This is a genomic window from Acinetobacter pittii (assembly GCF_022449185.1).
Classification (GTDB): Bacteria; Pseudomonadota; Gammaproteobacteria; order Pseudomonadales; family Moraxellaceae; genus Acinetobacter; species Acinetobacter pittii_I.
This window is the reverse complement of record NZ_JAKUKO010000008.1, coordinates 17,901-40,519: the sequence shown is the minus strand read 5'-3', so window position 1 is coordinate 40,519 and position 22,619 is coordinate 17,901. Positions and strand designations below refer to the sequence as shown.

The following is a 22,619-nucleotide window of genomic DNA, read 5'->3' as shown; positions in this document are numbered from 1 at the left end:
GAATTACACTCCTAAAGCCACTGAAACAGGCTCAGCTAGTGACACCATTGGTGCTAAACCAACTGGGTAACCAATATAACCTGTAGGTAAATATTCAATTACTTGTACCGGCAAGCTCACAGTAGTTTCGCCTGCTTTTACCGTAATGCGTTGACCTTCTTGAAGGTTCAAACGAGTTGCATCTTGTTCGCCCACTGCAAACACAGCTTCTGGAATACGAGTTTCCATTGCAGGTGTTTTAATCGTGAATTCACCAGAACCAAAAATATGGTGCATTGGAACTAAGCGGAAACTTTCAGGGTTTGCAACAACCGGCACTGGAGCAACGTAGCTACGTGCAGGACGTTTTGCCAAGCGATCGAATAAACGAACACCAGAATCACCACCTTTTAAGTGACCACCGACTTCATCTTGGTATTTATTCCAAGATTGTGGAGAGTTCCAACCCGGAGCCCATGCAAATGGTACTAATGATGATGCTTTTTGCGGACCAACATAACCTTCCATTGAGAATGTTAATGCTGAATCTGGATCAGTAGGCTGTTTAGGCTCATGAACAGATAACGGCGCACGCATTGCTGTACGACCTGAATAACGACGTGGTTCACGCGCGATTTTCAAGCCATGTATACGGTAACCTGCATCAGGCGCAACATCTTGGATAGCTTCAAGTACTGGTACATTTTTCACGATGCTTTCAATTACATCGTCAAGCAATGTCCAATCTACAGCCTTGCCTTTAATGCCAGTTTCAATAGCATGTAACCAACGCCATGATTCTTTAATTGCGTATTCAGGTTTGTAATAGCTTGGATCGTAAACTTGATAGAAACGCTGTGCACGGCCTTCTTGGCTTACAACAGTACCATCACCCTCTGCAAAGCTTGCTGCTGAAAGAACGATATCAGCCTGTTTCACAGTTTCAGTTTCACTGTGATCAAGCACAATTACTGTTTCAGCTTTATCTAATGCAGCTTGTACTTGTGCAGCTGGTAAGCGACGGAACAAGTCATTTTCAACAATAACAAGTGTGTCGTAGTCTTGAGCAAATGCTTGTTCAAGGCTTAAACCACCGAACAATGCCAAGCCCATAGAGTTCACTTCAGGAACTACAAGACTTAAACCAGCTTTAGAACCTAAGTTCTGAGTCAACTGTGCTGCAGCTTCCATAATAGAAGCATCTTGCAAGCTTGTACCCGCAATAATTAATGGTTTGTTTGCTGCTTTTAGAGTGTCAGCAATGGTTTGAGCAAATGCTTTTGCATCTTCATCTAAACCACTTACAACTTCACCATTCACTGCCGCAGCAACTGCAAAGCCTAAACGTGCGATGTCATTTGGAGAAGCAACCACTTCACCAGTTGCAACGTCAGCAAGACGAGTTTGAGTTGCAGCTAAAATGTAAACCGGAGATTTTGCTTCTTGGCCAATACGTTGTACAGGCTCAGCTAACCAATCTGGTGTACGTGTTTTTGCAGCCATTTCACGTGCTTTGTTTTTCGCAGCTTGGCGAACAGACAATGCCATACGAGGTGCAGTTTGAGTTAGGTCTTCACCTAAGATCAGAACAGCATCATAGCTTTCAATTTCACGCATATTCGGGTTGTAAATACCCTCGGTTTGCATGATAGATGCAGCAAGTTCAACAAGCTTTTGCTCTTTTTGTGCAATACCAGTTGAATAATTTGCCTGACCTACAAGCTCACGTAATGCATAGTTCGATTCCAAGCTTGCGCGAGGAGAACCAATACCCAAAACTTTTTTGCCTTGAAGCTTAGCAATCGCTTGATCTAGAGCTTGGTCGACAGAAACAGTTGCAACAGTTTCACCATTACGGAACTGAGGCTGACGTGGACGGTCTGCACGGTTTACATAACCTGTGCCAAAACGACCTTTGTCACAAAGGAAGTATTGGTTAACCGAACCATTAAAACGGTTTTCTACACGACGGATTTCACCATAACGTTCACCCGGAGAAATGTTACAACCAGAAGAACAGCCTTGACACACGCTTGGTGCATACTGCATGTCCCACTTACGGTTATAACGCTCTGAATGAGTCTTATCAGTAAATACACCTGTTGGACATACTTCAGTCAAGTTACCAGAGAATTCAGACTCTAAAGTACCTGATTCCGGACGACCGAAGTAAACACGAGATGCATTGGCATATACGCCAAAGTCTGTACCGCCCGCATAGTCTTTGTAGTAACGAACACAACGGTAACAAGCAATACAGCGGTTCATTTCATGCGCAATGAATGAGCCGAGTTCTTGGTTGTAATGCGTACGTTTTGTAAAACGGTAGCGACGACGGTCATGACCCGTCATTACAGTCATATCTTGTAAATGACAGTGACCACCCTCTTCACAAACTGGACAGTCGTGTGGGTGATTCGTCATCAAAAATTCAACAATAGATGCACGGAAATCCGTTGCTTCTTTGTCTTCAATTGAGATATAGGTATTGTCAGATGCTGGTGTCATGCAAGACATGACTAAACGACCACGCGTATCTTCTGGATTCGCATATTGCGTAACAGCACATTGACGGCAAGAACCAACCGAACCTAAGGATGGATGCCAACAAAAATATGGGATGTCGATGCCCAGACTCAAACATGCTTGTAGCAAGTTTTCCGAGCCGTTGACTTCATACGATTTTCCATCGACATGAATTGTAGCCATAGTCGAATTCCTTAAGCTTGTTCTACGTTGCTGGTTTGCACGACAGGACGATTCGTCACTTTCGCTTCAAACTCACCACGGAAATGTTTGAGTGCGCCCATAAGCGGCTCCATCGCACCTGGTGCGTGGGCACAGAAAGTTTTACCAATCCATAATTTACGAGTTAGTTCTTGTAAATGGTCGATATCTTCTTTCTTACCTTCGCCTGCTTCAAGTGCTTTAAGCGCTTTAACAGCCCATGGCAAACCATCACGACATGGTGTACAGAAACCACATGATTCACGCGCAAAGAACTCTTCTAAGTTACGAGTGAGCGATACCATGCATTGGGTTTCATCTACCACCATTAACAAACATGTTCCCAAACGAGAACCTGCTTTCATAATCGTGTCTGCATCCATTGGTAAATCAATGGTATCTGCTGGTAAAAAGTCAGTTGAAGCACCGCCCGGTAACCATGCTTTGAGCTTTAAGCCCTCACGCATACCACCGGCATGATCTTCAATTACTTCACGTGCAGTTGTACCAAATGGCAATTCCCAAAGACCCGGGAATTTAACTTTACCCGATGCACCATAAATTTTAGTGCCTGGATCTTTTGATTTACCCGCTGACAAGCCGATATACCACTCTGGTCCACGAAGCATGATTGCTGGCAAGTTATTATAAGTTTCAACGTTGTTCACAATCGTCGGACGGCCCCATGCTCCTGCAACTTGCGGGAACGGTGGCTTAGTACGTGGGTTAGCACGACGACCTTCAAGCGAGTTAATCAATGCAGTTTCTTCACCACAGATATAACGCCCTGCACCCGTATGTACATGCAGATCAAAATTCCAGCCAGAACCTAAGATGTTTTCGCCTAAATAACCTTTAGCACGAATCTGTTCTAACGCTTCATTTAGGTATTGAGCAGCCTCGATGTATTCACCACGGATAAAGATATAACCTTGAGTTGCTTCTAAGGTATAACCCGCAATTAACATCCCTTCGATCAATTGATGTGGAAGTTTTTCCATCAACAAACGGTCTTTAAAGGTACCCGGTTCCATTTCGTCAGCATTACAGATCAAGTAACGTGGACCACCATCATTTGGTGCCATCAATGACCATTTAATACCCGCAGGGAAACCCGCACCACCACGACCTTTTACAGTTGCAGCTTTAATGACGTCTAATACTTCAGCAGGTTTCATGCCTAAAGCTTTTTTAAAGCCAGCATAGCCTTCAAGTGCTTCGTAATCATCAGCATTACGTACCGCTTCTTGTTTGCTTAAACGCCAAGTGAGCGGATGAGTTTCCGGATTACCGTCGCCATAAATTGGTTTTGGTTCAGTATTCATACATACTTCTCCAATAACTGTTTAATTGATGTCACTTCGACTAAACCGTGAGTATCTTCATCAATCATTAAAGTTGGGCCTTTATCGCAGTTGCCTAAGCAGCAAATCGGAAGCAGCGTAAAACGACCATCTGGTGTCGTTTGACCATACTGAATTCCTAATTCGCGCTGGAATGCTTCAGCAAGTGTTTCTGCACCCATCAAGAAGCAAGCAATTGAGTCACAAAGCAAAATCACGTGACGACCTACCGGATGGCGATAGATACGGTTGTAAAATGTTGCAACACCTTCCAAATCAGCAACACTCATCGACAACAACTGTGCGATGGCATTCATCTGAGCGTCATCTACCCAACCATTACGGCGCTGTACACACTTCAATGCATCCAAAGAGGCTGCACGAGGGTATGGATAGTGACCAATGTGATGTTCGATTTCGTGAATTTCTTCCGCAGTCAAAATCCCTTCGACATTCACACGTGGTTTTTTATCAGTCAAAATCATCATTATGTGTTACCTCTTAGCGATCCACGTCAGCCATAACCACGTCAATGGTCGCCAGATAAATGATTAAGTCAGATACTAAACTTCCGTTAATCACTGAAGGCATTTGCTGTAAGTGAGTAAACGTCGGTGTACGAATACGAGTACGATAACTCATGGTCGCTTTATCTGAAGTCAAGTAGTAAGTACTTGCACCTTTAACCACTTCAGTCATAAATGATGACTCGCCCGCTGGCATGACAGGACCCCATGAAACGCTCAAGAAGTGCGTAATCAAGGTTTCAATATCTTGTAATGTCTTATCTTTCGGTGGTGGAACAGCCAATGGATGATCCGCTTTATATGGACCAGAAGGCATGTTATCCAAGCACTGTTGAATAATTTTTAGCGACTCGGTAATTTCACGGAAGTGAACAAGCACACGTGCGTATGCATCGCCTTCATACTCAACCGGCACATCAAAATCGAAGTTTTCATAGCCGCTGTATGGACGATATTTACGAACGTCAAAATCGATACCTGTTGCACGTAAACCAGTACCAGTTACACCCCATGCGAGTGCAGATTTGGCATCGTATTGTGCAACATTACGCGTACGACCAATAAACACAGAGTTTTTCAATGCAGCTGTGTAGTATTCGTTTAAGCGTTTAGGCATCCACTCTAGCAACTCTTTAACAAGCTTTTGCCAGTTGTTTGGAAGATCGTGTGCTGTACCACCAATACGGAACCATGCTGGATGCATACGGTAACCCGTGATTGCTTCGACAATGTCGTAAACTTTTTGACGGTCTGCGAACATATAGAATACTGGTGTCATACCACCGGCATCCTGAATTGCCGTACCACAGAATAACAAGTGGTTATTGATACGGAACAACTCGTTCAACATGACACGAATCACTTGCGCACGCTCAGGAACTTTAATACCTGCCATTTGCTCTACAGCCATCACATACGGCATGTTTTGAGCACAACCACCCAAGTAGTCAACACGGTCAGTATAAGGAATGAAAGAATGCCATGTTTGACGTTCAGCCATCTTTTCCACACCACGGTGGTGATAACCGATATCAGGTACACAGTCCTTCACTTCTTCGCCATCTAACTGCAATACAACACGGAACGCACCATGTGCAGATGGATGGTTAGGACCCAAGTTCAAGAACATGAAGTCTTCATCAGCGTTACCACGCTTAAGACCCCAGTCTTCAGGTACAAAACGTAAGTGCTCTTGTTCAAAGTCTTGTTTCGCTTTGTCTTGCATGTACGGCGTATATTCTGTCGCACGTGCTGAATATTCTTTACGAAGCGGATGACCTTCCCAATAGGTTGGCAACAAAATACGACGGAGCATTGGATGCCCTTCGAAATTGATACCGAACATATCGTAAGCTTCACGTTCATACCAGTTGGCATTTGGCCAGATATTTGTCGCTGTCGGAATGTTTAGATCATTTTCGTTCAAGGCAACCTTGATACGAATGTCACTATTACGCTCAAGCGATAATAAATGATAGAACACAGTGAAGTCAGATGCTGGTAAACCATCACGATGAACACGTAAACGCTCATCCATCGCAGATAAGTCAAACAGCATTACATACGGACGTTCCACTTTACGCAGGAACATAAGGACTTCTTGCACGCGTGCGCGCTCGACCCAGACTGTTGGAAACTCTTCAAAAGTCGCCTGCACGTAAAAGTTCTCACCAAATTTGGTTTTGAGCTCTTCTACGATTGCAAATGCTGGGCGTGAATCAACTGCTGTTGACTCTGGCATAGCAATGTCAGTTTCAGCCATTGGCTTGGCTTCCTATTTAATACAAATTCTGTCAATTTTCTCGATGAACATATCAGTTAGATATGTCAAAACACCGTCAAAAAATTATTTAATCTCATCCATAGAGCGTAAGTTTTTAACGGCAATACGCTCTGCATTCTTACGGTCACGTTCTGGCATCATCTTTGGCTTATATACTGGCTGAAGATCATCACCGATCACGGCAGAAAGCGGGCGTCGCTCTAATTGAATCTGGTCTTGTAAAAGCATTAAAGCTTGAATTAATGCTTCAGGACGAGGCGGACAACCTGGGACGTACACGTCAACAGGAATAATTTTGTCTACACCTTGTACTACTGAATAGATGTCGTACATACCTCCAGAGTTTGCACAAGCACCCATCGAAATGACCCATTTAGGCTCTAACATCTGTTCATACAGACGCTGAATAACTGGTGCCATTTTTACGAAGCAGGTACCTGCAACAATCATCAAGTCAGCCTGACGAGGTGAAGCACGGATAACCTCTGCACCGAAACGTGACAAGTCATGCACACCGGTTAAGGTCGTTGCATATTCGACGTAACAACATGAGGTACCAAAGTTAAATGGCCACAAAGAGTTTTTACGTCCCCAGTTTACTGCTGTATGCAAGACATCCTCTAAACGAGTCATGAATACGTTTTTATTCACTTCCTCTTCAAGCGGATCCGTCACAATTTGACGTTCTTGCAATGGGTATTGATCAGCATCCGGATTCGCGCGGGTCAGAGTATATTTCATCCCGACTTACTCCTTTTCAGATGACAATGCAGGTGTAGTTTTTGACTTAACACGACCTGATGATTGAGCTGGAATCTGGCCTGTAGGGTCAGTTACGAGCTCTTCAATAGAATTAAAGCGTGTAATTTCAGCAATGTTCATTGTTGGTGAACCGATTTTAACCGCCTCACCTGCTGATTTACGGCGATCTGCTGGTGACCAACTTAAAGCACCTACAGAGAAGGCATAAACAAGCGCAATCAATAAATCAACGACAAAGATCACTACAGTGGTATATCCCAACCACCCTACTTCACGCACAGAAGTAGACCATGCATAGAGGTAAAGCGCCTCTAAATCGAAGACAACAAAGAAAATTGCAACTAAATAGAACTTTGCAGACAGGCGAATGCGAGCGCCACCAGCACTCACGACACCTGATTCAAACTGCTCTTGCTTAGCACGTCCCCACGATTTTCCCCCGAGGAGTAAGGGAACTGTGAGCATAAAGACGCAAAGAAATGTAACGCCGATCACGAAGGCGATAATCGCCCAGTCGTATGGAGTAATGGCACTCATGCGGGGATAACTCCTGGCAGGCCTATTATTTAACAAAGAATGTATGTATTGGCCTTCAAATACACCAAACACAAAATTAATCCCGCCAATTGTACCTGATTTCTAATTTCCCATGCTAGTTGAAGCGTCTTAGTCTTTCGGATGATTTTCTATACAAAACTATTCATCTATGTGTTGTAAGGGGGGTTTCACCGCACATAATCGGTTTAATTAATAGTTTCTTTAATTATGATGATTTTTTTCATTTTTTAATTTTAGAATATTTACACAGTTGAACTGCTTATTAACTTTTTATAACTTACTTTTTTATAATATTAGTTTGTTTTTTATTGTATTCAGCTTCTCCTCTGAATTATGATGAATGTTTAATCATGCATAATATTTACTACTCTTGGATAAGAGTATTTATCATTAAGGGCAGCTGATGCCATACTCACTTCGTGAATTTTCATTTCTCTCCTTTTTAAAGTTTTTTCTCCTATTTAGCTTCATTATTGCAATATGTTGTTTCATCGGTATCGCATCTCGTCCTTTAAGTTTTCTTGCATTCTTTTGGCCTGCCAACTCAGTTCTACTTGGTTTACTGATCCGCTTTCCAAATACACGTCGAATCAGCACATTTTTAGGTGCATATAGCGGCTATGTCATTGCCGATCTCTTTCAGGGCACACCATTTGCACTCACACTCGTTCTAACTACTTCAAATTTTCTTTATGTTGTTACTACATTTGCGCTCTACATGCTTTTTAATCAGCATATCAAAGCAGCGTACCGAGGTTATTCTTACCTTTTTTTATTTGCTTTATGCGGAGTCGGCAGCATAGTAGCTGGATTATTTGCAGCAACTTTCGTGCCTATGTTTAATACCAAATTTATGCTTGGTGGTTTATGGGATGAGTTCGGCTACTGGTTCACGTCAGAATTACAAAATGCCTTGCTTCTTTTACCTATCATATTAAACATACCTCAATATAGTCAGGTAAAACATTATTTTTCAAGAAATCGTGGCCTAGAGCCAACCGACCTTTTACCTTTTGGGGCTGTGCTCATTTCTATTGCAGCCAGTTACTATGACTCTGGTCCTGGTTCGCTACTCTACCCAATTGCTGCACTAATCTGGTGTGCCATTCGCTACAAACCTATTGTTGTTGCACTTATCACAAGCTTCACCAGCGCCTACATTATTTATCATGTTTCTGGGCATTATCTTTTACTCTATCCACATGACTATTTCAGTAACACGGTTTCAATCCGCATTGGATTAATTATGATGACCATCGCTCCTCTTACAGTTTCCAGTATTAGCGTTTTACATTCAGAATTAATTCAGAAGCTTCAACATGCAATTGCACATGACGAGCTGACATCTAGCCTCACTCGACGCCAGTTTTTACAGTCAGTTAGATTACTTCAAGAAAAAGTACAAAAAGAAAATAAGACCTCAGCCTTTTTCATGCTTGATGTCGATCACTTTAAACAAGTTAATGATAACTATGGCCATCAAATAGGTGACCGTGCGCTACAAACTTGTGTCACCACCATACAAAATATTTTGCATCCTCATGATTTATTAGGTCGCTTTGGTGGTGAAGAGTTTGCCATTTTTATTGCAGATACCACCAAGGAAAGTGCTTTTGAACTGGCTGAACAAATACGAATTAAAATTAGTCAGCAACCGATTTATATTTATGGGAAATTACCAATTTTTATACAGGTGAGTATTGGCATAAGTTTATATTCCCCATCCTCTCATCGGGCTATTGAAAATTTATTTAAAGAGGCAGATGACGCTTTATATCAAGCAAAACGCCAAGGACGTAATCGAGTGTTTATCTCTTTATAATTTTTTCATTTCATCATCTAGTGTAATGAATTTTATACAATAACCTGTGTTTTGCCATGTATGCTTATAACAGATAATAAGGAGAAAAATGCATGACTCTAGAATATACGCATAAACCAAACTACTACTTGTTTGCACAATTACTGGTGCGACATATAGAAAGCTATATTCACAAACATCCAGATGCCAACAATGCAATTTTTGACTTGCGGGATGTCTATGAAATATTTAGACAGGATTTTGCGTCAACGACAACAAACCTAGAAGGTATTTTGCATATTGCAGATGAATATAAAATAGAAACACTTAATGGAGATCAACCTCTTATTCAAAAATACCAGATTGATGCAAAAAACAATTCGTTACTGATCGATTTTAATTCAGATGCGTTAACCAGCTTAAGAAGCGGAAAACCTATTTTGGAACCAGATGCAACTCAACTATAAATAGATCAATAAAAAAGCACCTTATGAAGGTGCTTTTTTATTGGCTTTTAAAGGAGGCTGTTTAAAACGTTTTGCTGGCCATGTCATGATAAAGCGGGCGCCACCCAAGGTTGGGCTTTCATCCACTTTAATTTCACCACCAAACCAATAGGCAATACGGCTTACGATAGACAACCCTAAACCATAACCGCCCGACGCACGCGTACGGCTATCGTCTAGGCGGGCAAAAGCCTCAAATACTCTTTTACGGTCTTGTTCAGGAATACCTGCACCATCATCTTCAACACAAACAAAGGCCATGCCATCACTATGGATACCACCGGTAATCCGAACTTTATTATCGCAATAACGAACCGCGTTACCCACTAAGTTTTGAACAACACGATGTAAATAACGACGCTCTGCATCTACTTTTACATAAAGTGGAGGAGCAACCAGTTCAATTTCTTTTTGCGTTTTTAAAGCTTCGGTTTCGACCGCAACCTGATCTAACACCTCAAACAAAGTAATTTCATCAAAATCAAGTGAAGGCGTACCCTGCTCTAGTTTTGCATAAGTCATGATTTCATCAATTAAAGTATTGAGTGCTTCAATATCTTTATCAATCATATCGACCTGATGCATACGATGGTTGTAATCATCTTCTTCAGCCAACATTTCTGTACCAAAACGAATACGGGCAACAGGTGTTCTAAGCTCATGAGATACCGCTCTCATTAACTCACGCTGAGCCTCGATTAAACGCTGAATATGATCAGACATGTTGTTATAACTTGATGCCAAGTTTGCCATTTCGTCACTTCCTTCAATAGGAACACGCAATGACAAATCACCAGACTTCATGCGGTTTAATGCATAACGTACTTGGCGAATTTTACGCTCTAGCGGCAAGATCAACCCATAGACACCTAGACTCAGCAAAAATAAGCTAAATAAAGTAATCCCTGCTGAAAGCTGCAAAGGCATCCAGTTAAACATCGGAACTGGTCCAAGCACGAGAACCCGTGTAGGCTGATTCGGAATTGGAGAGACGATTGAAATAGTTGTTCCGCGTACTGTTGCACTGTCTTTGTACAACATGACGCTTTGGTCTTGGCGTAAACGACCAATTTGTTCGGAGTCCAGATTAATATCTTGAATATTGTAGATATTAATTGGGTAAGAGAAATGTTTTTGAATCTTGGCAAGATATTCTTGTTCTTGCCCCGGATAAAACATTAGATAATCAAGTACAAAAATAGGGAGAGCCTTCATTTGGCGCTCAGTAATTTTGTCGACTTTTATAGATAAAAAGTGCTGAGGATCATCACGTAAGCCAATAATGATATACGCAATACTATTACTGGCATCGTAACGGACAACAGATTTTTGAGCTTCGATTCGTTTTTTCTCGGTACGAGATAACTCAACCTTACTTGCATCAGTATAGTAAATTGGAAGTTCCAATAAATCTGACGCATCTGAAACCCAGTCTATTTTCTGTTGCTTCCCTGGTTGTCGAGCGACTCCCTCACTAATGACATAAGAAATACCATCGGTTAAAGATTCTCGGTATTCTTGTGCCCGTTGATAATTGATAATTTGTACAAGCAAATAACCAAAGACAGCCACCAAAACAACAAGAATTACCAGTCCCGCATATATTCGCAGGAATATACTGTGTTTAAACACTCGACCAACCTTATAGGAAGTTTATTCAGATCTTATAACCCATTGGTTTCTTTTACGAACAAGTAACCTTTACTACGTACTGTTTTAATACGTTTTGGATTTTCAGGATCATCACCAATTTTTGGACGAATACGTGAAATACGGACGTCGATTGAACGGTCCTGACCATCGTATTCGATACCACGTAAACGTTCGAAGATATCTTCACGTGACAAGATACGACCAGCATTTGATGCAAGCAACCATAATAGGTCATATTCTGCGCTAGTGAAGTCAACAAGTTCACCGTTTAGCGTTACAGAACGACCGCCATTATCAATTACAAGGTCATCGAACTCGATACGTTGGGCAACTTCATCTTCTACAGTTTTATCTGTGCGACGTAATAATGCACGGATACGTGCTAAAAGAACACGTGGTTGAACTGGTTTAGCAACATAGTCATCTGCGCCCATTTCCAAACCAAGTACCTGATCCATGTCTTCTGTACGTGCAGTCAACATCAGAATCGGTTGATGGTAATGTGGACGAACTTCACGGCAAACTGTTAAGCCATCGGCACCCGGCAACATGACATCCAAGACTACTAGATCTGGTTGTTCACTAATAATACGACGAATTGCACGGTTACCATCAGTTTCTACACCAACTTCCAAACCGTTGCGAATTAAATATTCTTGAGTTAATCGCGCTAAGCGCTCGTCATCTTCAACGATCAGAATCTTTGGTAACTTTTCTTCTTGGCTCATATCATTGCCCCTATAAATCTCGTTTCATGCATCTTAAAAATCTTGCAGATACATTCGTTTATCATTTGCAATATACACACGTTTACATTGTAAACAAGTAGGCGTTCACCAAACTGATACATGACCATCGTATTTTGTTGCATTTTATTAACCTTTGAATTTTCACGTGTTTTTAAGATTTATTTATTGTTATTAAATTTCATATTCTATTCATATTTCCAATGTATGAATATTAAACAAATTATTTCTCTGTTTAGTTTAAATTTATTTAAGTGTTTGTTTTTTGAGTTATCCACAAAGTTATCTATAAGTGTTTTTTAACAGCTTTGCTATGCTATCTCCCATCAAATCATACAGATAAAAAATTACTAAAAAGTCAAGATTGATCTGCTATGAAAAATCCCGTATCTTGTGTTGAAAATAAACTTTAACTACTAAGTCTTGTGTTTATCCCTCAAATATCGTGGCATGTTTTTTGCTCGGTTCAAACGGTCTATGAACATAACAAAAGTGACAATGGAGCTATGCTGGCATGAGCGTAATTACTTCGACTCCCGGTCAAATTCAGGTGATTAAGCGCACTGGAGATGTTGCTGCATTTGATGCAGAGAAAATTTCAGTTGCGATTGGTAAAGCTTTTCTTGCTGTGGAAGGTCAACAGAGTTCGGATTCTAGCCGTATTCATGACCGTATTACCCAGTTGACGGAAATGGTATTAAATACTTTCACTCGCCGTTTACCATCAGGTGGTACGATCCATATTGAAGAAATTCAAGATCAAGTAGAACTTGCTTTAATGCGTACTGGGGAACAAAAAGTTGCCCGCGCTTATGTGATTTACCGTGAACAACGTGCTAGCGCTCGTCAGCAAACGAACTCAAACCACCACCCTACTTTACAAGTTACCGACACAAACGGTCAGCTTCAGCCACTTGATTTAAGTGCATTGCAAGCAACTGTTTCTAAGGCAGCTGAAGGTTTGGAAGGTATTGACGTTCAGGCCATTGTGGATGAAACCGTTAAAAACTTATATAACGGCGTAAAAGAAAGTGATATTGCCACTACAATGATGATGGCAACACGTACCCGTATTGAACAAGAACCAAACTACACTTATGTGACTGCACGTTTGCTTTGTAACGAATTAGTGAGCACAGGTTTAACGTTCTTAGGCTTATCAACAGACACACCAGAAAACAATGCACTTGAAGCATTCTTGAAAAAAGGTGTTGAGCTTGATTTGCTTTCACCTGACTTGCTTGACTTCGACTTAGAAAAACTATCAGCAGCAATTCAGCCAGAACGCTCGAATCAATTTACCTATTTAGGTTTACAGACTTTATTTGACCGTTACTTCATTCACTCAAACGGCGTTCGCTTCGAATTACCACAATTATTCTTCATGCGTGTGTCAATGGGTCTTGCACTCAATGAGCAAGATAAAGAAGAGCGTGCAATTGAGTTCTATAACTTATTGTCTAGCTTCGACTACATGGCTTCTACGCCTACCCTGTTTAACTCAGGTACATTACGTCCACAGCTTTCAAGTTGTTACTTAACAACAATTGGCGATGACCTTTATGACATTTATGGCGCAATGCGTGACAACGCGATGCTTTCTAAATGGGCTGGTGGTTTAGGTAATGACTGGACACCTGTACGTGCCTTGAACTCTTATATTAAAGGTACAAACGGTAAGTCTCAGGGTGTTGTTCCATTCTTGAAAGTTGCGAACGATACAGCTGTTGCAGTAAACCAAGGTGGTAAGCGTAAAGGTGCCGTGTGTGCATACTTAGAAACTTGGCACTTAGACATCGAAGAGTTTTTAGAACTTCGTAAAAACACTGGTGATGACCGTCGCCGTACTCACGACATGAACACTGCGAACTGGGTTCCAGACTTGTTTATGCAACGTGTATTTGAAGATGGTGAATGGACATTATTTACCCCTTCTGAAACTCCAGACTTGCACGACTTAACTGGTGCTGAATTTGCTGAGCGTTATGCCTACTACGAGTCTGTAGCGAAAGAAACCAACATGCTACACAAGAAAGTACGTGCTAAAGATTTATGGCGCAAAATGCTTTCTATGTTATTTGAAACTGGTCACCCGTGGATTACGTTCAAAGATGTATGTAACTTACGTTCACCACAACAACACGTTGGTGTAGTTCACTCATCTAACCTATGTACTGAAATTACCTTGAACACAAATCAAGACGAAATTGCAGTATGTAACTTGGGTTCGATCAACCTTGTACAACACGTTCAAGGTGGTGTGTTAGACCGTGAGAAGTTAGCTCGCACTATTAAAACAGCAGTACGTATGCTCGATAACGTGATCGACATTAACTACTACGCTGTACCACAAGCGAAAAACTCGAATTTGAAACACCGTCCTGTTGGTATGGGTATCATGGGCTTCCAAGATGCTCTATATGAAATGGGTATTGCTTACGGTTCAGACGCTGCTGTTGATTTTGCAGATGAATCAATGGAAGTAATTAGCTACTACGCGATTGAAACTTCAAGCAACTTGGCTGTTGAACGTGGTGCTTACTCAACATTCAAAGGTTCATTGTGGGATCAAGGCATCCTTCCAATCGACTCTTTAGAAATTGTTGCGAAATCTCGTCCAGAGCGCATGTTCGAAGTTGACCGTACTCAACGTTTAGACTGGGACACTTTACGTGCCAAAGTTCAAAAAGACGGTATGCGTAACTCAAACGTGATGGCGATTGCTCCAACTGCAACCATCTCTAATATTTGTGGTGTTTCTCAGTCTATTGAGCCAACATTCCAAAACTTATATGTAAAATCTAACTTGTCTGGTGAGTTCACTGTTATTAACCCATACCTTGTTCGTGCATTAAAAGAACGTGGTCTTTGGGACACAGTAATGGTTAACGACCTTAAACACTTTGAAGGTTCAGTACAAAAAATTGCTCGTATTCCTGAAGAATTAAAAGCAATCTTTGCTACTGCATTTGAAGTAGATACACGTTGGATCGTTGATGCTGCATCACGCCGTCAAAAATGGATTGATCAAGCTCAGTCGCTTAACCTTTACATCTCTGGTGCAAACGGTAAGAAACTTGACATCACTTACAAGATGGCATGGTTACGTGGTCTTAAGACGACCTATTACCTTCGAGCTTTAGGTGCAACTTCTGCTGAAAAATCTACAATTAACACAGGTGCTTTAAACGCAGTTAAACCTGCGACTGTTGAAGCAGCGGCTGTTGCTGCCCCTGTTGTAGAAGCAAAGAAACCAGAAGCAGCCGTTGAGGAAGAAGGCTTCACTCAAGCAGCTCCTGTACCAATGGCTTGTTCAATCGACAACCCTGATTGTGAAGCTTGCCAATAACATTCAATAAGATTGCTCTTTTTCACTAAAGAGCAACCTTAAAAGAGGTAAAGATTATGCTTTCTCATCTCAGCCATAACTATATGCTTGGTGTTGGAGTTTTAATCTTTGCCTTTATTTTCTTTTATATGCCGATGGTTTACGCATTTATCACAATACGTAAGCAACAGCGTAAACAAAATAAGTTGTAGTGAGTAGAGACCAAAGGCCCAAAATTTGGTCATGCATCAATAAAACTTAATTTTGTTTACACATTAAAAGCGTATAGTAGGGACATCTTCGTTTAAGAGATGTCAAATATAGATATATACAACGAAGAGAGAACAAAAATGTCTATCCTTAGTTGGGACGATTTTGAAGATGATTCGCAAAAACCGACTACACCTGAACACAAGTCTGCGCCCGTCCAATCGGAAAAAGCGTCAGATTCGCAGAATGTATCTACTGCGCAGCCATCATCGCCGAGCGTGGCAGCTCCACAATCCGCTGGAACCCATTCCGTGCGACCAACAGTTGCCTCCGATACAGTGGCTAGAGCCGCTCAAGCCTTAGAACATTTAGACGTTGCCCCTGGCCTTGAAGAGCTAGAAATGGGTGCTCAACGTGTTCAAGTTGACGACAAAGCAATGATTAACTGTCGTGCGGACTTGAACCAACTTGTACCATTTAAATATGAATGGGCTTGGCAGAAATATCTTGACGGGTGTGCGAACCACTGGATGCCTCAAGAAGTTAACATGAACCATGACATCGCGCTTTGGAAGTCTGAAAATGGCTTGACCGAAGATGAGCGTACTATTGTTATGCGTTCTTTAGGTTTCTTCTCGACTGCGGACTCTTTGGTTGCAAACAACTTAGTATTGGCAATTTACCGTCACATTACTAACCCTGAATGCCGTCAATACATCTTGCGTCAAGCGTTTGAAGAAGCGATTCACACTCACGCTTACCAATACTGTATCGAATCTTTAGGTATGGACGAAGGCGAAGTCTTCAACATGTACCGTGAAGTTCCATCTGTTGCACGTAAAGCAGCTTGGGGCTTGAAATATACTCAATCTTTAACTGATCCTAATTTCCACACAGGTACACCTGAAAACGACCAACGCTTACTTCGTAACTTGATCGCATTCTACTGTGTTCTTGAAGGGATCTTCTTCTATTGTGGCTTTACTCAAATTTTGAGTATGGGTCGTCGTAATAAGATGAACGGTGTTGCTGAGCAGTTCCAATACATCTTGCGTGATGAATCTATGCACTTGAACTTTGGTATCGACATGATTAACCAAATCAAGATTGAGAATCCTCATCTTTGGACTGCTGAGTTCCAACAAGAAGTGGTTCAAATGATTGTTGAAGGTACGATGCTTGAAATCGAATATGCACGTGACACGATGCCACGCGGTGTATTGGGTATGAACGCAAGCATGATGGAAGAATATTTGAAATTCATCTGTAACCGCCGTTTATCTCAGTTAGGTTTACCAGAGCAATTTGCTGGTGTAACGAATCCATTTGCGTGGATGTCTGAGATGATGGACTTACGTAAAGAAAAGAACTTCTTCGAAACTCGCGTAACTGACTACCAAACTGGTGGTGCGTTAAGCTGGTAAGTCTAACTTATCAAATCAAAAGAGCCACTCTACTCGAGTGGCTTTTTTATTGAATATATAGAGAATTAGCAAATCAAAGATTTATTCCATATAAAAAATATTAAAATCAAAATATAAAAATTAACAGGTACATACCCAAAACATATTATAGATAAGGTGAGTTGGCGCTCTTGCAGGATAAGTATCTTTTTCGAAAACCTTATAGGTTCTATTCTTATATTTGATGATCAATAATTCTTCTTTTCGATCAATAACTAAACCAACTTTATAAATAAAATAAAAAGAATCATTCTTATTTATGCGTCTAAATACAAATTGTACTAAATCTTCTTTTTGTATTTTTGAATGATCAACCACTATAAAACCTTCACATATAGAACACTTCCATTTGATTAAATCAATACTCATATCCATATTTAGAGCTACCAAAATCATAAAACAGCAAAGTTCATGAATATAACTTTTTTACATTAAGATCTAGAAAAACTACAACACCATATCAACAATAATATTAAAATATCAATATGAATTTAATCTTAAATTAAAATATTTATTTAACAATTATTAAATATAAATTTAAAACATAATTTAATACATAATAGATTAATTTTTCATATAGCTAATTTTCATATTTTTCAATTATTCTCTGAATTACCGTCCTTGATACAGCAAGATCTTTAGCTAAAGAATATACACTAAATCCTTTTTTGAATTTATTAATAACTTCTAGCTTCTGATCATTCGTTAATTTTTCGGGCCTCCCTCCTTTCCTAGATAAATTATGATTTTTCTGAGCAGTACGATCATATGAAAAAAGTTTTTCAAAATTAATGCAAATTTCTATAAAGTGAATAAAGTTATTTTTAATATCATCTTTAAATTCGCAGTTAAAACAATCCAATATAATAAGTTTAACTTTCTTTTTTTCAATTAGCTTAATTGAAGATAATATTTCAGTAAAATTACTACCCAAACAATCAATACCTTTAATAATTAAAAAATCGTTTTCCTCTAAAGAATAATTAACTAAATTTAAAAAAATAGTTCGTATCGTAATAGATTTATCGACTGATACTATTTCAAAAATAACTCTATTAGAATTAACTTTATGGTTAAAGCTAGCTAGCAAAGAAATAAAAGACTCTTTTTCTTTTTCAATGTCTTCACTATTAGAATTTATCCGCATATAAGCATAGATACGCATTTCTTCCCCCATTCCTTAGAGTGATGTGAAGTATATCTATCAAAGTAAATTTAAAGAAAATATACTTTTAGATCTTCTCTTATTGTTTTTTATATAATAAATCTCCTACTTTTATAGTAGTGTAAATATTTTTATATTTCTACTGTTTTAAAATTTCCCCAACTACCGAAATTAAATTATTTAAAAATATTATATAAATAGTTAATTATTAACAAGTATGATTTTTTACTACTTAAATTTCAAAAAATAAAATTAATAAAAAATAATAGATAAATTATAAATAAACACAATTTTTGAGAAATTTATATATCATGAGACAAATTTTAAAAAATAAATGTATTCTATTATTAATAATTTTAAACATAAGATGAAAAATAAATTTAATTAAAAACTATTAAAATCAATAATTTAAAAACAAAATTTCTAAACAATTAACAACATATTCTTTTTCCGCACCTTAGATATTTAAATTAATTTAGTAAAAATAAAACTAGATTTTAATATTAGATTTATATTAAATTCAGAAATAGATAAGCAATGAGGTAATTAAATGTGAAAAAAATAGAAAATAAAGAATCAATAAAATTATTAACTAATATAACAAATATGATATCAAAACAAATAAGTAGTGAGAGTCCAACTATGCATTTAATTAATATGTTTTAAACACTGTATAGTACAATTATGTGATTTAGTTCATGTTTTTTTTAAAAAAATAAGATGCTAATATTTGTTTTGTTTTTGTTTAATTTTGGTGTTTTTAATATGCGTACATATGCCTATGTTAGAATTGAGCCTAATTTGCAATTTGAATTTTCTCGATACATCTCTTTTTTTAATGAGTATGGTTATAAAATTCAAAAGAATAGATTAGTAGTAGAAGAAGTATCAGTTGATAAATCTATTATTTATAGAGATAAATTTCTCAACCTAATAAGTTATTCATTAGAAGAAGGTGATATTTTAGTGATAAAAAGTATGGATTGCTTAGGTAATAGTTTTGAAGAAATTTTAAGTATATTTGATAAAATTGAGCAAAAAAAAATTCGACTAATATGCTTGGATTACTCTAAGAATGAAATTAATGGTGACTTAAAAATTTTCTTTTTACATTTTTTAAAGCTATCCGCTGAATTTGAAAAATTATTTAAGACTGATAATAAGAAATGTAAGGATCTAAAACCTGCAAGAAAAGTTGGTAGACCAGAGATATTGAATAATGAACAAAAAAATAGAGTGATTGAATTGTTCAAAAAGGGCTATAGCGTATATTCTCTCGCTAAAGAATTCTCTGTTACAAGAACAGTAATTCAGAGAGTTTTAAACAATGCTTCAAAAAATAACATATTGTAATTGTTAAATTTTAAATTTTAAATCTACTAAACACATGGAAGAATATAAAAAGGAATAGTGATGACTTATATTATATTAATAAAGGTTAACTCCTTTACAACATAATCATAGAAAGCATTAAAATTGGAACTTACTTAATAAGATATTGATATATATAGATATATTTTTATGCTTAAAATTTAATTTCTATTATTGATAGCTTAAAAGAACTACTTATTAAGTTAGTTTTATCTTAAAATATCTCTTATTATTATTAAGTGTCTATCTAAAATTAGGATTATTTTAGTATACAGCATCTTTAAATTATCTTTATTTTCATTTATTTATAGAATAAGCATAATTTATTTGTATTTACTATTGATTATATCTTAGTTACAAAGTAAAGTTGTTTTCTTTGATATAAATAAGACAACTTTCAAGAATATATTGAAAGTGTCTACAAATTTCAAAGATTATCTTAACAGTTGACTATTTAAACTTTATGAATTTCAGTCTTTATAGAATAATTAAATGCTTTTTTTAAGCATTTATTATGAAAATTTATTTTTCTTGAACTATGACAAATATTTAATATGAATGATATTTTTTGGAATTCCTCAGTAGGCTTAGCCACAGGTGAAATTTACATTCCCAATGGAAGTGGCCCTTTTCCAGCAATTCTTATTTTTGATACAGGATTAAAAAAAAGTACTAAAAATTACGCCACCTTTTATGCAAAAAAAATGAAAGAAATAGGTTTCTTCTCATTTTTAGTTACATTGAATGTAAACCAATTCAATAATTTTAAAAGTAATGAAATAGGTTCTGCTATAGATTATATTTTAAATCGAAAAGATGTGAATAAGAACAAAATATATTTAATAGAAATTGAAAAAAATAATTTATTAGATTCTAATATAAAAATTTATAAAAAATATTTTCATGCTATTGCTTCAGTCAATTATTTTAATTTAAATAGCTAATGTTTTAAAGAAAAATTGTTAAACTATTTTAATAGCTTACAGAGAGAGTAAGCAACTAATGCTTAATCTCCACTATGTACTTAATTATCAAAAACCATGACTAACAGATGATTTAGAAACATAAATTGAATTTTGTGGGTTTGCATCTTCTACCCAACATGATTTAGAGACATTAATCTCCTCTCCACTTACTAAAGTAATCTTTGTCTGTTTCACATCACTACTAGCATTACTCGCAGCATAGTAATGATGTTTATCACAAATAACTGTCTTCTTATGATTACTTGCGTATTGGGAAGCCTTATCTGCAGTGACTTCTCCCGTAACTAAGCTAGGATGGCCTGTCTTTTCTGCTATCAAATACAATTTGTGACTAGCGATGGTATTAAGAGAAGCTGGTGAATAAACTGATTGATGTCCATATGGTTGATTTACGCACCCAGCTAAAATCATTGTTAAGGAAAATACGATTTGAGTTAGAATTAATTTCTTCACTAACTTTAATCCTCATATTAAATATTTAAAAATCTATTTTTATAAAATCCATTTTAAATTATGAAATTAGGATTATTAAGAATAGATATCTTACCAAAATATGCTTAAGTGAAATTTAACTCCACTCTCTTAATTTTAAATAAAAAATTAATCTAATTTTAAATTCTTTATTAATTAAGAAGAGTCCACATCCCAAGAGATAGTGGACTTAGTGAATATCACTCAAACCTGAAATACGAGGATATTTATATAATTAACACCCTCAAGATCATATTTGCACGAGAACAAGTAACTATCAATTATAAATTAAATAAATTCGAACCACTTTACTTTTACTTAAAAAATATTCTTATTTTACAAATAATTATAAAATAAAAAAATTAAAAATGTTTTAAATACATGTTTTAAATGCTTAAAGTTAAAATACTTAAAATTAATAGAGCGGCACTATTATTATAATCATGTAAAATTCACCAAACAACCCCTCTATTTTATATAAAATTTATATTTAAATAACAATCAATTCTATAGAGCCACTTATATATTTAATCTAAATTAATTTCTTAATATTTGCGTAAAACTTATTTGATAAACTGGATAAAACTGATAGTATTTTTAGTCTTACGCAAATCATATAATAAGCTTATAAACTTGATGCTTGGTCAAGAATATTTAAGGTTGGCAACCCCCGTGCACACATCCCTGCGATCTTTTTAGCTTTCTCGGCCACATCATGATGAGATCCGTCAATTGCTTGTAAATTTATAATATTAGAGGCCCAAGATAATTGAATCAGCTTGTCATGAAGTACCAGTTGGGAAACCCAAGGTACAATACTGTCATTTAAATCTCCTACTACAAATACTCTATTCGCAGGATGTTTAGGAGTTAGTGCAGTTATCGCATCTACAGTTTCAAATAATCTTGGATCTGGGGTCTTTCCTAATGCTTCTGCCTGTTTTTTTGGTGATGAAGGTGCTGAACTTGGAACCGCGCATAATATATCAGTCCTTTTTGATAATAAGGCAGATACAATATGTCCACCACCACTATGGCCAACTAACACATAATTAAGGATTTGATGTCTTTGCTTAATTTTATTTAATGCTTCAGACATTAATAAAGATTCTAATGGCTTTCTAGCACCATTATGTACACCAGATGATCCATAAATTCCTGGACGAGCTACAAATATATATGGGAAATTATATAACTCTGTAGAAGCAGTAACTGCTTTATTAACCATATCTTGTGGTTT

19 protein-coding genes and 1 pseudogene are annotated in these 22,619 nt (G+C 37.6%); 7 read left to right on the top strand and 13 right to left on the bottom strand.

What is annotated here, in order from left to right; genetic code table 11:
• Positions 1–3: 3 nt before the first annotated feature.
• The 6 genes from nuoG to ndhC all read right to left on the bottom strand — a co-directional run bounded on the left by nuoG (position 4) and on the right by ndhC (position 7,658).
• Complete coding sequence (gene nuoG, locus MKX14_RS15640; protein ID WP_240282932.1) at positions 4–2,688, bottom strand: NADH-quinone oxidoreductase subunit NuoG; 2,685 nt, start codon at positions 2,686–2,688, stop codon at positions 4–6.
• A gap of 11 nt (positions 2,689–2,699) precedes the next feature.
• Positions 2,700–4,031, bottom strand: coding sequence for an NADH-quinone oxidoreductase subunit NuoF (gene nuoF / locus MKX14_RS15635; protein WP_240282931.1), 1,332 nt, complete (start codon positions 4,029–4,031; stop codon positions 2,700–2,702).
• Positions 4,028–4,537 (bottom strand): NADH-quinone oxidoreductase subunit NuoE, encoded by a 510-nt coding sequence (gene nuoE / locus MKX14_RS15630; RefSeq protein ID WP_002120040.1) that lies wholly within the window; start codon positions 4,535–4,537, stop codon positions 4,028–4,030. Before nuoE ends, nuoF begins: the two co-directional genes overlap by 4 nt.
• A gap of 13 nt (positions 4,538–4,550) precedes the next feature.
• A complete protein-coding gene (gene nuoC / locus MKX14_RS15625) occupies positions 4,551–6,338 on the bottom strand; it encodes an NADH-quinone oxidoreductase subunit C/D (RefSeq protein WP_002120052.1) in 1,788 nt (595 codons plus the stop codon).
• An 84-nt stretch (positions 6,339–6,422) separates the two neighbouring features.
• Complete coding sequence (gene nuoB, locus MKX14_RS15620; RefSeq protein WP_002120034.1) at positions 6,423–7,100, bottom strand: NuoB/complex I 20 kDa subunit family protein; 678 nt, start codon at positions 7,098–7,100, stop codon at positions 6,423–6,425.
• Positions 7,101–7,106: 6 nt separating this feature from the next.
• The gene (gene ndhC, locus MKX14_RS15615) at positions 7,107–7,658 is read right to left on the bottom strand and encodes an NADH-quinone oxidoreductase subunit A (protein WP_002120061.1); all 552 of its coding nucleotides are present in this window, start codon (positions 7,656–7,658) and stop codon (positions 7,107–7,109) included.
• A 424-nt stretch (positions 7,659–8,082) separates the two neighbouring features.
• On the opposite strand from ndhC, the gene MKX14_RS15610 reads away from it, so the two are divergent.
• Together MKX14_RS15610 and MKX14_RS15605 are read left to right on the top strand one after the other, a co-directional pair.
• Positions 8,083–9,501, top strand: coding sequence for a sensor domain-containing diguanylate cyclase (locus MKX14_RS15610; protein ID WP_046812192.1), 1,419 nt, complete (start codon positions 8,083–8,085; stop codon positions 9,499–9,501).
• Between the two features lie 92 nt (positions 9,502–9,593).
• Positions 9,594–9,947, top strand: coding sequence for a hypothetical protein (locus MKX14_RS15605; protein WP_002120022.1), 354 nt, complete (start codon positions 9,594–9,596; stop codon positions 9,945–9,947).
• Between the two features lie 21 nt (positions 9,948–9,968).
• Here the strand turns inward: MKX14_RS15605 and bfmS are convergent, their stop codons facing one another.
• From bfmS to MKX14_RS18280, 3 genes are read right to left on the bottom strand one after another with little or no spacing between them, the layout of a single operon-like run.
• Entirely contained in the window at positions 9,969–11,618 is a 1,650-nt protein-coding gene (bfmS, locus tag MKX14_RS15600; protein ID WP_213067366.1) for an ATP-binding protein, read from the bottom strand.
• Positions 11,619–11,650: 32 nt separating this feature from the next.
• Positions 11,651–12,367 carry a response regulator transcription factor BfmR gene (gene bfmR / locus MKX14_RS15595; RefSeq protein ID WP_000076440.1) on the bottom strand — a complete coding sequence of 239 codons (717 nt, stop codon included), beginning with the start codon at positions 12,365–12,367 and terminating at the stop codon, positions 11,651–11,653.
• Positions 12,364–12,546: a hypothetical protein gene (locus MKX14_RS18280; protein WP_031945032.1), complete on the bottom strand. Its 183-nt coding sequence runs from the start codon at positions 12,544–12,546 to the stop codon at positions 12,364–12,366. The genes bfmR and MKX14_RS18280 overlap by 4 nt, the downstream gene beginning before the upstream one ends.
• Before the next feature lie 353 nt (positions 12,547–12,899).
• Between MKX14_RS18280 and nrdA the strand changes: the two genes are divergently transcribed.
• The 3 genes from nrdA (at position 12,900) to MKX14_RS15575 (ending at position 17,347) form a co-directional block, all read left to right on the top strand.
• Positions 12,900–15,734 carry a ribonucleoside-diphosphate reductase subunit alpha gene (nrdA, locus tag MKX14_RS15585; protein WP_005071099.1) on the top strand — a complete coding sequence of 945 codons (2,835 nt, stop codon included), beginning with the start codon at positions 12,900–12,902 and terminating at the stop codon, positions 15,732–15,734.
• 56 nt (positions 15,735–15,790) lie between these two features.
• Complete coding sequence (locus MKX14_RS15580; protein WP_002120013.1) at positions 15,791–15,925, top strand: hypothetical protein; 135 nt, start codon at positions 15,791–15,793, stop codon at positions 15,923–15,925.
• A gap of 138 nt (positions 15,926–16,063) precedes the next feature.
• Positions 16,064–17,347, top strand: a complete 1,284-nt coding sequence (locus tag MKX14_RS15575; protein ID WP_005803276.1) for a ribonucleotide-diphosphate reductase subunit beta — start codon at positions 16,064–16,066, stop codon at positions 17,345–17,347.
• A 120-nt stretch (positions 17,348–17,467) separates the two neighbouring features.
• Here MKX14_RS15575 and MKX14_RS15570 read toward each other — a convergent pair whose 3' ends face one another.
• Complete coding sequence (locus tag MKX14_RS15570) at positions 17,468–17,761, bottom strand: hypothetical protein (RefSeq protein WP_002120070.1); 294 nt, start codon at positions 17,759–17,761, stop codon at positions 17,468–17,470.
• 205 nt (positions 17,762–17,966) lie between these two features.
• On the bottom strand, positions 17,967–18,551 hold the full coding sequence (locus MKX14_RS15565) for a recombinase family protein (RefSeq protein ID WP_240282930.1): 585 nt from the start codon (positions 18,549–18,551) through the stop codon (positions 17,967–17,969).
• A gap of 765 nt (positions 18,552–19,316) precedes the next feature.
• Between MKX14_RS15565 and MKX14_RS15560 the strand changes: the two genes are divergently transcribed.
• The gene (locus MKX14_RS15560; RefSeq protein WP_046813648.1) at positions 19,317–19,904 is read left to right on the top strand and encodes a recombinase family protein; all 588 of its coding nucleotides are present in this window, start codon (positions 19,317–19,319) and stop codon (positions 19,902–19,904) included.
• 572 nt (positions 19,905–20,476) lie between these two features.
• Positions 20,477–20,866, top strand: a complete 390-nt coding sequence (locus MKX14_RS15555; protein WP_240282929.1) for a hypothetical protein — start codon at positions 20,477–20,479, stop codon at positions 20,864–20,866.
• Positions 20,867–20,953: 87 nt separating this feature from the next.
• Here MKX14_RS15555 and MKX14_RS15550 read toward each other — a convergent pair whose 3' ends face one another.
• Positions 20,954–21,361 carry a hypothetical protein gene (locus MKX14_RS15550; protein WP_240282927.1) on the bottom strand — a complete coding sequence of 136 codons (408 nt, stop codon included), beginning with the start codon at positions 21,359–21,361 and terminating at the stop codon, positions 20,954–20,956.
• 630 nt (positions 21,362–21,991) lie between these two features.
• Positions 21,992–22,607 (bottom strand): annotated as a pseudogene (locus MKX14_RS15545) (hypothetical protein).
• Between the last annotated feature and the right edge of the window lie 12 nt (positions 22,608–22,619).

Coding starts and splice junctions, on each gene's coding strand:
- nuoG (WP_240282932.1), bottom strand. CDS start 2,688: ATGGCTACAATTCATGTCGATGGAAAATCGTATGAAGTCAACGGCTCG.
- nuoF (WP_240282931.1), bottom strand. CDS start 4,031: ATGAATACTGAACCAAAACCAATTTATGGCGACGGTAATCCGGAAACT.
- nuoE (WP_002120040.1), bottom strand. CDS start 4,537: ATGATGATTTTGACTGATAAAAAACCACGTGTGAATGTCGAAGGGATT.
- nuoC (WP_002120052.1), bottom strand. CDS start 6,338: ATGGCTGAAACTGACATTGCTATGCCAGAGTCAACAGCAGTTGATTCA.
- nuoB (WP_002120034.1), bottom strand. CDS start 7,100: ATGAAATATACTCTGACCCGCGCGAATCCGGATGCTGATCAATACCCA.
- ndhC (WP_002120061.1), bottom strand. CDS start 7,658: ATGAGTGCCATTACTCCATACGACTGGGCGATTATCGCCTTCGTGATC.
- MKX14_RS15610 (WP_046812192.1), top strand. CDS start 8,083: ATGCCATACTCACTTCGTGAATTTTCATTTCTCTCCTTTTTAAAGTTT.
- MKX14_RS15605 (WP_002120022.1), top strand. CDS start 9,594: ATGACTCTAGAATATACGCATAAACCAAACTACTACTTGTTTGCACAA.
- bfmR (WP_000076440.1), bottom strand. CDS start 12,367: ATGAGCCAAGAAGAAAAGTTACCAAAGATTCTGATCGTTGAAGATGAC.
- nrdA (WP_005071099.1), top strand. CDS start 12,900: ATGAGCGTAATTACTTCGACTCCCGGTCAAATTCAGGTGATTAAGCGC.
- MKX14_RS15580 (WP_002120013.1), top strand. CDS start 15,791: ATGCTTTCTCATCTCAGCCATAACTATATGCTTGGTGTTGGAGTTTTA.
- MKX14_RS15575 (WP_005803276.1), top strand. CDS start 16,064: ATGTCTATCCTTAGTTGGGACGATTTTGAAGATGATTCGCAAAAACCG.
- MKX14_RS15570 (WP_002120070.1), bottom strand. CDS start 17,761: ATGGATATGAGTATTGATTTAATCAAATGGAAGTGTTCTATATGTGAA.
- MKX14_RS15565 (WP_240282930.1), bottom strand. CDS start 18,551: ATGCGTATCTATGCTTATATGCGGATAAATTCTAATAGTGAAGACATT.
- MKX14_RS15560 (WP_046813648.1), top strand. CDS start 19,317: ATGCGTACATATGCCTATGTTAGAATTGAGCCTAATTTGCAATTTGAA.
- MKX14_RS15555 (WP_240282929.1), top strand. CDS start 20,477: ATGAATGATATTTTTTGGAATTCCTCAGTAGGCTTAGCCACAGGTGAA.